This is a genomic window from Gimesia chilikensis, assembly GCF_008329715.1.
GTDB classification, from domain to species: domain Bacteria; phylum Planctomycetota; class Planctomycetia; order Planctomycetales; family Planctomycetaceae; genus Gimesia; species Gimesia chilikensis.
Genome location: NZ_VTSR01000014.1, coordinates 14,952 through 27,609 on the forward strand (window position 1 = coordinate 14,952; position 12,658 = coordinate 27,609).

At 53.4% G+C, this 12,658-nt stretch carries 8 protein-coding genes; 2 read left to right on the plus strand and 6 right to left on the minus strand.

Translation table 11 applies throughout. The annotated features are described in order from the left end of the window. Window positions 1-79 precede the first annotated feature (79 nt). A complete protein-coding gene (locus FYZ48_RS18395; protein ID WP_149343013.1) occupies window positions 80-3,946 on the plus strand; it encodes a PVC-type heme-binding CxxCH protein in 3,867 nt (1,288 codons plus the stop codon). A gap of 63 nt (window positions 3,947-4,009) precedes the next feature. Here the strand turns inward: FYZ48_RS18395 and FYZ48_RS18400 are convergent, their stop codons facing one another. The 5 genes from FYZ48_RS18400 to FYZ48_RS18420 form a co-directional block, all read right to left on the minus strand. Continuing rightward, complete coding sequence (locus FYZ48_RS18400; RefSeq protein WP_149343015.1) at window positions 4,010-4,906, minus strand: STN domain-containing protein; 897 nt, start codon at window positions 4,904-4,906, stop codon at window positions 4,010-4,012. Between the two features lie 84 nt (window positions 4,907-4,990). Then, entirely contained in the window at window positions 4,991-5,869 is an 879-nt protein-coding gene (locus FYZ48_RS18405) for an STN domain-containing protein (protein ID WP_149343017.1), read from the minus strand. 44 nt (window positions 5,870-5,913) lie between these two features. After that, the gene (locus tag FYZ48_RS18410) at window positions 5,914-6,741 is read right to left on the minus strand and encodes a hypothetical protein (protein ID WP_149343019.1); all 828 of its coding nucleotides are present in this window, start codon (window positions 6,739-6,741) and stop codon (window positions 5,914-5,916) included. A 302-nt stretch (window positions 6,742-7,043) separates the two neighbouring features. Then, window positions 7,044-8,468, minus strand: a complete 1,425-nt coding sequence (locus FYZ48_RS18415; RefSeq protein WP_149343021.1) for a hypothetical protein — start codon at window positions 8,466-8,468, stop codon at window positions 7,044-7,046. A 37-nt stretch (window positions 8,469-8,505) separates the two neighbouring features. Further along, the gene (locus FYZ48_RS18420; protein ID WP_149343023.1) at window positions 8,506-9,717 is read right to left on the minus strand and encodes a hypothetical protein; all 1,212 of its coding nucleotides are present in this window, start codon (window positions 9,715-9,717) and stop codon (window positions 8,506-8,508) included. A gap of 145 nt (window positions 9,718-9,862) precedes the next feature. On the opposite strand from FYZ48_RS18420, the gene FYZ48_RS18425 reads away from it, so the two are divergent. Then, window positions 9,863-11,269: a hypothetical protein gene (locus FYZ48_RS18425; protein ID WP_149343025.1), complete on the plus strand. Its 1,407-nt coding sequence runs from the start codon at window positions 9,863-9,865 to the stop codon at window positions 11,267-11,269. A gap of 24 nt (window positions 11,270-11,293) precedes the next feature. Here the strand turns inward: FYZ48_RS18425 and FYZ48_RS18430 are convergent, their stop codons facing one another. Then, entirely contained in the window at window positions 11,294-12,505 is a 1,212-nt protein-coding gene (locus FYZ48_RS18430) for a sialidase family protein (RefSeq protein ID WP_149343027.1), read from the minus strand. Window positions 12,506-12,658: the final 153 nt, after the last annotated feature.

Genomic DNA, 12,658 nt, shown 5'->3' on the forward strand with positions numbered 1-12,658 from the left:
AGCCTCAAAGGGGCTGTTATGATGAAGAAACTCAATTAGTTAATTTCCTTTAGTTTTGTCCCACATAAAGAACTTCCCCATGCTGAATCGAGCCTCTCTGAAGTCTATCTGTACCTTGAGTGCCTTCGTGCTGTTTTGTGGACTGACCTTTTTCTCCCTCTCAGGTGAAGAGAAAGATCCGAAAAAACAGCAGGCTGCCAGTCCTGAAGATCATCCGCTGATTCTGTTTATGATCGGGGAAGAGGGTTACAAGACAGCCGAGAGTCTGCCCGCATTCGCTAAAGCACACCTGCAGCCACTCGGATTTCGCACGCAGTTCATCTTTCCGGACAAGGACGATCCGAACTCCTTTTCCGACCTGAAAGCGATCAAAGAGGCCGACCTGCTGTTTTTGAGTGTCCGCCGCAAAACTCTGCCGGCTGCTCAGATGAAACTCATTCAGGATTACCTGAATGCTGGTAAGCCACTGGTCGCCGTTCGTACTTCAAGTCATGGGTTTGCGTTGAGTAAAGGAAAACCGGCCAAGGGATATGTGGAATGGAAAGATTTTGACAAGGAAGTTTTGGGGGGCGAATACGCGGGTGACTTCGGCAATAAAACTCCGACTGATGTCACCACCCAGTTGCGGGCCGAGCAGGACCCGATTATGGCGACCGTCCGTAATAAATACTTCCGCAGCGAAGGTTCCATGTATAAGAGCATCAACCTGAAAAGCTCAACCAAGACTCTGTTGCGGGGACTTTCAAACGTGGAAGGACAGCCGGTACAGATGCCGGTCGCCTGGACGAACAATTATAAGAAGTCACGCGTTTTTTATACCTCGCTGGGACACCCCGGCGATTTTGAAATCAATACATTTACACACACGCTGGTTAATGCAATCTACTGGTGTTTGAAAAAAGAACCGCCACAGGTTGATGTAGCAGGCAAGATCAGCCGTGACCGGTTCAAGCAGGATCTGGCCGGAAACGAGCAGGTCGACAAGGTCATGAAATCGTTCAAAGGGCGTGGGGAAGTCGGTGATGAATCGGATCCCACCCCACCCGCCGAAGCGGTGAAACTGTTTCAGGTTCAGCAGGATTTTGAAATGGAAACCATCGCCGCGGAACCCGAAGTGATGCAGCCGCTGTATATGAGCTTTGACCATCGGGGGCGAATGTGGGTTGTGCAATACCTGCAGTATCCGTTCCCTGCGGGCTTGAAAGTCGTCAAGTACGATCAATATCTGCGAGCAGTCTTCGATAAAGTTCCCCAGGCACCGCCGAATCATGTGAAGGGGGCTGATAAAATTTCGGTGCTGGAAGACACGGATGGAGATGGCACCTTCGACAAAATCAAAGATGTAATTACCGGTCTGAATATCGTTTCCGCTGTTACGGTGGGCAAAGGGGGCATCTGGGTTTTGAATCCTCCCTATCTGCTCTTCTATCCTGATGCGAATGGCGATGATATTCCAGACGGCGATCCCGAAGTGCATCTCTCGGGTTTCGGCCTGGAAGATACCCACTCGGTAGCGAACAGCATCAAGTGGGGACCCGATGGCTGGTTGTACGGCGCCAACGGAAGTACTTCTACGGGAACAGTGAGTTCAGAAGTCACGAAGCGACTGCACTTCAAAGGCCAGATGATCTGGCGTTATCACCCCGAAACGAAAATCTTCGAAATCTTCGCAGAAGGGGGCGGAAATACCTTCAGCCTGGAAATCGATTCCAAGGGACGTGTCTTCTCGGGTACCAATAACGGCGGAACCCGCGGTATGCATTATGCCCAGGGAGGCTATGCCAAGAAGAACTGGGGCAAGCATGGTCCGCTGACGAACCCGTATGCCTTCGGCTATTACGAACATATGCGACACAAAGGCTACCAGGAGCGTTTCAGTCAGACTTTCTCGATCTATGAAGGGGGAATTTTTCCGCCTAAATATAATGGAGCGGTCTTTGCGGCCAATTCACTGCATAACCGCGTGATGGCCAGCAACCTGATTCCGGATACATCTACGTATCGAACCGAAGACATGCCGCCGATTGTGCTCACACAGGATCGCTGGTTCCGACCGGTGGATATCAAAGTCGGCCCCGATGGCTGCATCTACCTGGCGGACTGGTACGACAGCCGCCTGACACACGTGGATCCTCGCGACAACTGGCACAAAACCAGCGGCCGGATCTATCGTCTCAAACCGAAAAACTTTGAACCAGTGAAACCCTTCGATCTGTCTAAGCAGACCAATGCCGAACTGATCGAAACCATGGGACACTCGAATAAGTGGTTCCGGCAGAAAGCCGTGCAGGTGATCGGCGAACGGGGTGACCAGTCGATGGTGCCAGCCCTGTTGAAGATTGCCAAAAGCGACAACGACGATCGGGCTCTGGAAGCATTATGGGCCTTGAATCAACTCGGCGCGTTCGATGAAGAACTCGCCCTGGAACTGCTGGGACACCGCGATCAGCACATACGTCGCTGGACGATTCGTCTGCTCGGCGATCGGCATCAGGCATCGAAACAGCTGACGAAATCATTGGTGGAACTGGCGCAGACCGAGCCTTATGCTGAGGTGCGGTCGCAGCTGGCATCGTCAGCCAAACGCTTCCCCGCGGAATCGGGACTGGCGATTACCGAAGTCCTGCTGCAGCGTGAAGAAGATCAGGAAGACCTGCATATTCCACTGTTGCTCTGGTGGTCACTGGAGAGCAAAGCGACTTCGGATCGGGAAGCCGTCCTGAAGCTGTTTTCCAAACCCGAGTTCTGGCAGGTCAAGATGGTCCAGGATGTGATTCTGGAACGGATCATGCAGCGGTACGCGATGGCGGGCGGCGATGAGAATTATGCGATGTGTGCCAAACTGCTTAAGCTGGCTCCCTCCGATCAGCACAAGGAAAAACTGATGGTGGGGATGCTGGAAGCCTTCCGCGGTCAGAAGATTACGAACCTGCCTGAAGACCTCAGTAAAGGTCTGGCGGAGTACCAGAAGAGCCTGGGTGAAACCGATCTCGCGTTGGCGCTGCGACTGGGTGATAAGGAAGCGACCAGTCGCGCCTTGAAAATCATCGCAGACAAAAATGCAGACCGACCGACACGGTTAACCTACATCGAGATTCTGGGACAGCTGAAAACGAAAGCGGCTATCGGTCCGCTGACATCGATTCTGTCACTGACCGGTTCCGATACCCATTCGCTCAAGCGGGTGGCGTTGCAGGCGTTGATGAACTTTGAGAATCCGAGTATCGGCAAGAGCATTCTGGCCCGCTATCACAGTACGCTGCTGGACGAGCATGATGTACGGGGTACCGCGCAACGTGTGCTGGCCAGCCGTAAAGCATGGAGCAAACAGTTCCTGAATGAAGTGGATGCCTGGCGCATCAAGGCGAACACGATTCCGCTGGATGTGGTACAGCAGATGGCATTGCACGACGATCCCGACATCAAAGCCAGCATTAAGAAACACTGGGGTAAGGTTCGCGGCAGCACTCCAGCAGAAAAACAGGATGAAATGCAGCGGGTGGCGCGTCTGGTGAAAGCCGGTGGCGGGCAGTTTTCTTCGGGCAAAGTACTGTTCAACAAGACGTGTGCGGTCTGCCATACCCTGTATGGTGAAGGGGGTAAAGCCGGTCCCAAGCTGACGGGCTACGAACGGGATAACCTGGACTTCATGCTGCTGGCGGTCGTCGATCCGAGTGCCGCGATCCGCGAGGAGTTTACGAACTTCCTGATTGTGACCGACGACGGACGCACCGTAACCGGTCTGATCGACGAACAGACGACAAAGACAATCACCCTGCGTGACGTCAAAGGGCAGACAGTGCTGATCAACAAGGACGAGATCGAGATCCTGAAGGCCCTCGATCTCTCCCTGATGCCGGACGGTCTGACTAAGAACCTGAGCGATCAGGAAGTCAAAGACCTGTTTTCCTATATTATGAGCCGCACTCCCAACGGAGGAAAATAGGTCTCCCCGGGAAGCGGGCTGCTCCCCTCGGTCCGCTTCCTGTTTTCTTACGCTGCTCTCTAACTAGTTACCTCTTTGATCAGCCCGGGATTTCCGGAGTTGGGTTAACAGTTCTACGATTGCCTTGTGAGTATGGTACGTCTGGCTGATGACCAGAGATTTCGAATGAGGCACCGCCGAAATAGTACCCGTGTAGTTCGGATGCGTACTGCCGGGATTGTGTTTTCCCCCTGAGGCACCACCGGGCAGCGGGCTGGCGACTTCTACGATGACGCTCCCCTGGATGTTGAAAAATCCGTTATCTTTATCAGAGTTGGCAGTTCCTTTTTTGTTCTGAACCGAGTTCATCGCTCGTGATGTTTTACCACTCCGTTCCCAGGTTCCAAGATTTGCTTTCTGAATGGCGGCAATCAGGGCCTGGTAATCATCATCGGTTTGACAGAGATCACCCACGGGATAAACGCGTGTTTTGAAGGTTGCGGCAGCTTTGGCTTGCGAAGTGATCAGGATCATATCCCGATCGACGACGTAGGTCAGATTGAGGGGGTCCAGAATCTGTTCCAATGCATTTTCGAAGGTGATGTTTTTGAGACTAGTGTCAATGGGCTCTGCGGGCGTTAATCCAATTGCTCCCAGGTCCTGGGCCTGGATGACAACAGGAACATTGTGGAGTTCACTGAAATAGGTCATGACTTCATCCAGGGGAATCTCCGGGAAATTCGCTTCTGTCTCTGCCTGCAGTGCCGCCTCCAGGTTTTCCTCGCGTGCCGTCAATGCGGGGTAAAACGATTGTTTCAGAGTCGTTTTTTTAGCGATGTTCTTATCGGCTGAACTGGTTACCAGCCTGCATGGTTTTTTATCTCCCAGGGCCAGGCTGATCGACCAGCCGGAAACGAACATGCTACCGACGAGTATTGCCAGTGCGGCGCATCGGATGTTGCGTCGCTTATAAACTGTCATCTTAGTCTCCTGTTTTCTGAATGAGTGTGGTTTAGTTCCATACTACGTTTAAACGAATTCCATGTGACATTCAAATCGACTTAATCAATTCACATCACGGGCTTCCCGGAGTTGGGTCAACAGTTCCACGATTGCATTGTGAGCGTGGTAAGTCTGGCAGATAACCAGGGCTTTGCTTTGCGGCACGATCGAAATGGTTCCGCCATCGTCATCGTGGTACAGACTGGCTCCCAGCACTGCGTTCATGCCATTTTGATCGGAAACCTGGAAGAAACCGCCACCTGCGCCGCCTCCCATACCACCACCGCCTCCGAATCCACCTCCCGCCTGCTGACTGGGGGTGACTTCACTTTTCAGCGTCCGCCATCTGCCCACACTGGTGTTTTTGATGACCGATTCCAGCATCAGGTAATCGATAGGGGTCTGACATAAATCACCTACCGGGTAGACACGTGTTTTTAACATCTCTTCAGCTTTAGTCCGGGTTGTAATTTTGACCACATCCCGATCGAGGACGTACGTGAGTCCTATCGGGTCCAGAATCAGGTCGAGGGCTGTTTTGAGTGAGACATTCTCGACAGAGATGTTGACCGGCTCATCGGTCGTCAGTCCATCTTCTCCCAGATCGTTTGCAAAAATCACAAAGTTGATGCCCGTAGAATCCTGGTAAAACGTGATGACATCGCTCAAAGCGGCATCGACGAATTCCGCAGCGACCGTTTCATTGAGCTTTTCCTGAAATTCCTTTTCGAACTTTGTGAGAGGGGGGAAAAAGATCTGTTTTGTCGGGACCGTTTGTGCTGTTGCTGTCACTAAATCGGAGGCAACCGCCGGCGGAGCCGGTTTTTTAGCCTGCCTGGCTTTGGTCTGCTGTTTGTCTTCAGCCTGGGCTGTAACTAATAATCCGCCTGCAAGGAGTCCCAGCAGCGTCCAGGTCATTCTGCGTTTTCCAGTTTGTAACATGCTTTGCTCCTATTGATTTTCAGGGGTGATTGTCTGTCTGAACTTCAATTCGTTTCCGGGACTGCTCTCATCTGAATCTGACGAACCTGCCGCAATTGTGTGAGCAGCTCCACGATTTTCTCATGGATTTCCTCTGTCTCATTAACTACCAGAGCCTGGCACTGGGGGACGGCCGTGATGGAAGAACTGAGCATTCCAGTTGGTGCAGCGAAAGGCGATGGTGCAGGAGTGCTCATGACCTGGGATTGAGCCGAGAGTCGTTGACGTCGGGCCCAGATGTTCGGCCGACAGGCAGTGCCGATCGCTTTTTCGATGGCCTCGTATTCTTCAGCAGAATGGCACAGAATACCGACCGGGTAAATCCGCGTTATCAGATGGCGGTCGACTTCTGCCTGTGTGGTGATCTTGAGGACTTCCTGGTCAATTTCATAGGCCAGTCCCAGCGGCTCCAGAATGATTTTTAACGCCGATTTGAGAGATACCCCATGCAGGGAAACATTAACAGGCTCATCGGCAGTGATTCCGAGTTCTTTCAATGCTGATCCCGAGACATACATATTAATGCCATGCTGCTTCTGGATTTCATTAAGTGCCTGAGTGAGGGGGACATTGGGAAAGTTGGCTCTCGTGTTGGTATTGAGAGCATCCTGAATTTGCTGTACGCGGGGATTTAGTTCCGGATAGAACGGCTGTTTGACCTTAACGACCTGTTGTGGAACCGCTGCCTGCTTTTGCTTAACTGTGAATTTAACAGGCCAGTTCACCGTTTTTAAGGTTGGCTTGGCTGGCTTATCTTCTGCCTGGGCAGTGTTCGGTGGCGTCGTGCCAATGCACATCAGACAAATAGAAGTGGCAATGAATAACGCTCGCATAACAGACTCCTTCAATGCGCAGGTGAAAACAGTTGGCACTGACTGTGAGTGAGAAAGTGCTTTGTCAGTTCAAGTGGTGAAATACCGACGAGAATGTCTCCGTCTCAAAGCCTGATGTACTGGCCCGACAGAAACCGGTTTGCAATCAATGGGCTCAATCTAATGCAGAAATGAAAAGGTATAAACTTGAGACCATAAGAGATGACATAAATGAATCCATGTATATTGCCTGATGGTAAACGGCTGAATTCTATCTGTCAACAAATTTCTGGAGTAAAGCAGCGAATGGACCACGCACCGGATCACAACTGTTTTTGAGTAAACCGTTTCAGGATGTATAAAAATCCGGGGATGGTCAGCAGCAGGCCGGTCAGTAGAAAACCCCAACCCGCGCCCACCGGTCCGTAGGTTTTTCCCAGGCACCAGACCAGCCCTCCGGTGATGAGTTGTGAGGTTGTATTGAGGAACAGAAAGGGTTCCTGCTTAAAGGGGCGGATATACGCCATCACACACTGGGCGATATGAATCGGAATCAGGGCGAGTGCGAGCAGGACCGTCGGGTACAGGGGGAGAATCCGACGCTGTAATTTATGAACCAGATCCCAGAGGGGCTGCAGAACACTCCAGGACTCCGAAAGTTCCGTTCCCCGGAGCAGCTGCAGGATCCAGACAATCAGACAGAATAGCGTCCCTCCCGCAATCAGTACCTGCGTAGAGACCTGGAACAGACGCCAGAACACCCGCTTGAATTCCTGGAGATTGTTTTGGGCTACCAGTGAACCAAACAGGGGCGCCCGGCTCAGCATCCAGGAATAGGCGGCCATTTGTAGTGTCATCAGGGCAGTCCAGGTCAGACCCAACTGGCCGGCGACCTCCGGGCCCTGGTATTCAAACATCAGGGGAATCACAAATGAACTGGTGAAGTAGGTTGCCATCGCCTGGATTGCCAGCTTCCAGTGTAGAGGCCAGACCTCTTCCGACCAGCTGACGCCGGGCCCGCTGCGTGCCGGCAGCAGGGAAGCAAAAAAACGTCGATAGCGCACGCCAATCAGCCAGAGTTCCCAGAACAGGCGGACGGCACAGATGGCGACACTGGTCCAGAGTCCCGCGCCGCTGGAGATCGCGGTCCAGACAACCAGGGTGGCTGTGACACTCTGAAAGGCGCGATAGCGATTGGTTACCGAAACCTGATCACAGCCATCCAGCAGCGTCAGGCAGGGAGTGGCGACGAGTGTCAGCGCAGTGAGTCCGACAATGCAGTACCAGGGGCCCTGCCAGTCAACACCATCTGCAGGTTGCGACTGAAAGAACCAGTAACCTGCGATGCCGATACCTCCGACAAAGAACAGTCCGGCGATGCTGTACCATTTTAGAACCAGGGCCGCCAGACTGCGCATTCGGGAGAGAGCTGCCTCTTCGCCGATGAGATATCCCCGCTCGTCAATTTTCAGTTTCGACCATTCGTGGCTCGTCAGATAGAGGGTTACGACCTGCATCCCCATTTCGACAAACGTCTGCAATGCGACCAGTGCACCAAAGGTATAATAATAGCCCTGCAATTCACTGGAGAAAAAAGCGACGATCAGCAACATCGTCACCGGGCCTGATACGAACTGCCAGCCTCGACTGACCAGCGCATAAAAGACGGCTCGGTTGACTTCCATGCGGTTCAGGAGACGCCGAGGCCAGCTGCGCTGTTGTGGTTGAGGTTCCCGCTGTTCGCTCATGAAGTGTGGTCAATTCTGTTTGTTCAATCGTGACGTCTCAACCGGTCGTTTGATTCAGGTCATTATGCGCGTCATGCAACGCTACTTCAGTTGTCAGCAGGTCTGTCGCATTTTCCGCGATCAACAAGAGACTGGCCAGACGTGGAGGCTGCCCGTCAATCTGATCGGGGGAAGTTAGTCGCACACTGACATCGCCAGGCAACTGTTGTGTCACACATCTTAACCAGTTTGAAAAGTCGATACCATACGACTCTTTCCAGGGGAAGTGCAGCCAGCTGGCGACCTGGGCTGCAGTCAGGAATCGCTGAAAACCAAGCGCGAGTCGCCCCATCGTATACCGTGCATTGAGATCCTGCAGCGGTCGTAATCGCATGTTTCCCTCAGCATCCCGGTATTGCATCGCATCAATGCCCAATGGTCCTGTATAGCCAGTCTGCTGGACAATGCGGGCGACCCGTTGTGCGACGTCAATCGCGGGTTGCCATTGTTGAAGTGTCGAATCATCGACGTTGATACGGCTGCCACGATACTGACCGCGCGTATCATTCAGCAGTACCGTCAGCCCGATAAGTGTTGGTTCTCCCACAGCTGGGATTTCCAGTTGAATTCCGGCTTCGCTCATTCGCTCGACCCAGGGTTCCAGAAACAGGGGTTGTCCCTGTGTCAGTCTTTTTGCGGCCCAGCCTCGGATTGGTTCGCTCAGCTTCGGTCCGTTTCCGCACATGCGTTCCCGGGCCGACATGCTGAAGTTCGCTTTCAATACCCAGCTGGAGTCGTCTGAATCAGGTAAGGCTTGCAGTGCCTGTTCCAGAGATTCCAGGCTTTCGACGCGACAGCTGCCGGGCAGTGCCGATTCCCAGTCCGTTTCCAACTGGAATGAGAAAGAACGCGCGTTGACCGTGCTCGCAGCAGACAGGACGCCCGTCTCAATGGCGAAGCCTTTCGCTTCTGCGAGCTTTGCCACTTCATTAGACCACCCCCAGGGGACGAAGGTCAGGGAGCGGGCTGCCTTGGCGGTGGGCCACTCAGATGTGAACTCGACAGGGGGGAATCCGGATGTCGCCAGTTGTTCTGTAAATTCCCGGGGAAGAGTCGCCGGTAAATAGATTTGATCTCCCGCCTCAGCCAGGCCCAGCCAGCAACAGGCCAGGCTCGATGTGAGTGAGGCTGCTGCGCCGGTCGAAGTGCCATACGTCTCCCCGGCGAGCTGATGTTCGAAATCAAAGTTACCATAAAAAAAACGAAGCATGTGGCAGTCAATATGACGGGAGCGGAACGGGAGATTCTCAACAGAAGTTGATCATCGGGATTGGGCAGACGCATCAAAAATCTGTTATACTGTCTGCTTCCATCCGAAACTATCCTCACACCCAAATTCTCAGGAAAGTCAACCGATGTCCGCAAAGTCCCTGCCCCGTATGATCGTCCTCAGTCTCTGTACTCTGTTATTGTTGGTAGTCCCTGTCTTCGCAGAAGATTCCCCAAAACAGTCAAAGGAAAAGACACTCAAGGTCGCGACCTTTGCGATCGACATCACCCCCCCCATCGGGCATCCGCTCTGTTACGGGCACATTGCGCCGGCTAAAAATGTGGTGGATCCGTTAAGTGCCCGCGGAATGATTCTGATGAGCGGAGATCAACCGGTCGTCCTTCTGGCCCTGGACTGGGTGGGAGCGAACAACGGTGCCCAGGATGAATGGAAGAAAGCACTGGCGGCAGCGGTGGGGACATCGCCCGACCATTGTGCGGTTCACTGCCTGCATCAGCACGACGCACCCGGCGTCGATATCACGGCGAATCAACGGCTCAAAGAGAACGGCCTGGATGGGGTGATGTACCAGGAAGCATATTTGAAAGACGTGATGCAGCGTACGATCGAAGCGGCACAGCAGAGTCTGAAACAGGCCCGCCCTGTGACCCACGTCGGAACCGGAAAAGGGAAGGTGAAGCAGTTCGCTTCCAACCGTCGCATCCTGGGACCGGATGGCAAAGTGAAAATCGTACGTTTCAGTTCGTCCCGAAATCTGGCTGCCATCAAGGCACCGGAAGGTGTGATCGATCCTGATGTCCGTCTGCTCAGCCTGTGGGATGGGGATCAGCCTGTGGTCGTACTCAGTTATTACGCGACGCATCCACAAAGTTATTACGGACGTGGCGGCATCAGTTGTGACACGGTGGGCCTGGCGCGGGGACTGCATGAAAAACAGTTGCCCGGCGCGCTGCAGATTCATTTCGATGGTGCAGGAGGCAATATCGGTGCTGGAAAATATAACAACGGTGATCCGGAGAACCGCCCTCTGCTCGCACAGCGGCTGGCAGACGGAATGCAAGCCGCCTGGAAGTCGACCAAAAAAACACCGGTGACAGCGCAGGATGTCAGCTGGAGTGTGAAACCGGTTCTGCTTCCACTGCGAGATACGCTGGACGAAGAAAAGCTCACAACGATTTTGAAAAATCCCAAAGGACGGATCACCGATCGTATCCGGGCTGCCCGTGATCTGGATTATCTGAAACGGACACAGGCTGGAGAGACGATTGACATCACCCGCCTGAAGATCGGACCGGCCCAGGTGGTCCATATGCCGGGCGAACTGTTCGTGGAATATCAGCTCGCAGCGCAGAAAATGGCCCCCGATGATTTCGTCTGCATGGCCGCTTATGGCGATCAGGGCCCCGGTTATATCGGCACGACGATCGCGTATGCCCAGGGAGGCTACGAAACCGGCCGCGTTTCACGTACGGCACCGGAAGTCGAGGATGTGCTGATGCAGACGTTACGGGAACTGGTGGCGGGCAAGTAAAAGTAGCAGCGATTCAGGAATTGTTTATTCCGTTTTAGATGGTCGAGACCATTTGATCCGGGATGTGTAGACCCGGTTGTTGCTGCCATATTTTTCGATGCCGATCGGCTGCATCCACTCGGCAACAACGACCCAGGTCTCAGAGGGGCTGATCTTGACGACGGCGAAGTTGCCCATGCGGGCTCCTTTTTCAGGGACGATGATCCGTTCGGTACTCCGATTGACACGGAGTGTTGCGGGATCGACTTCTGCCATGAACAGGGGCGCCCGGTGCCGGAAGACATGATCGTTGTTCGCACCGCGACGGGTGTAGACCAGAAAGAGCCCGTCGCTGTGCGTGACCCAGTGCTGCTGCGTGTTGTAGTTGCCCAGTTCCTCGCCATCATCAAATTTCCAGACGACCGGCTCTGAATAGTTCAGGCCATCATCACTGACGGAGACGTAACCTTTGTCATCATTCCGCATTGTCAGGTAATACTTCTGCTGGAATTTCGTGATGGACGGCTCATACAGGCCCCGCTTCACCGGCACCGTATGTGTACTGCCATGCTTTTTGTAAGTCAGTTTCTCGCCATCAAAGTCACAGAGAACAACAGTAGTACTGAATTGTTTTTCGTGTTTCGGTTTGAAGTAAACGGGGAGCAGGATCGTGCCATCCTTACGGTCCCAGCGCTGTGCGGAGCCGGCACCGCAGTTTTCAAAACGCGGTTCATCGGGCATGCTCATCGTTGTCCAGTCAGACCAGGTATGGTCCTGTTGGTTGTAAACCGAGTAAGCGACACTTCGCTTGCGGACGTGCATGACTTTATTGTTTTCGTAGCGGACCGAGTGTCCGGTCCCTAACAGTTTTTTGGTCTTCGCGTGCCAGCCGGGAGTAAAATCGCAGATGGCGATCTCACGCGTGTCAGACAGCCGGCGACGGGCCAGGGTCTCGTGTTTGATGGGGCCAATCCAGTTTTTGCCATCAGTGGTCCGCATTTCATTCAGGGCATAGAACACGTCCGAACCGGTCAGGAGCAGCTTCTGCATGGTGAGGACAACAGTTGCCGGAAATTCGCCCGACTGGGGAATCGCACCCGCACGGGCCTGTACCCAGCAGGTCTTACCATCAAAGCCTTCCCGCACAGTTCTCAGGTCGACTTCATAAGTGAGTGGTTTAGTGTCGTCTGCGGTAAGTGACACCGGGCCGATAGTCAACAGGCTTAATACAAGACAGAGCAGGCTGCGAATTTTCATGGGGAACCTCTGGTTGGATGAGATCTGGTAAGTCCTTTCACGATACGCACAATGCAAGGCTTACTCAATAGCAGAGCGGACAACCTGGGAGAGGAGTTGTTGAATTATTCCAACGGCAGCTTTTACAATGATTCATAGTAGTCCTTTTCCCTT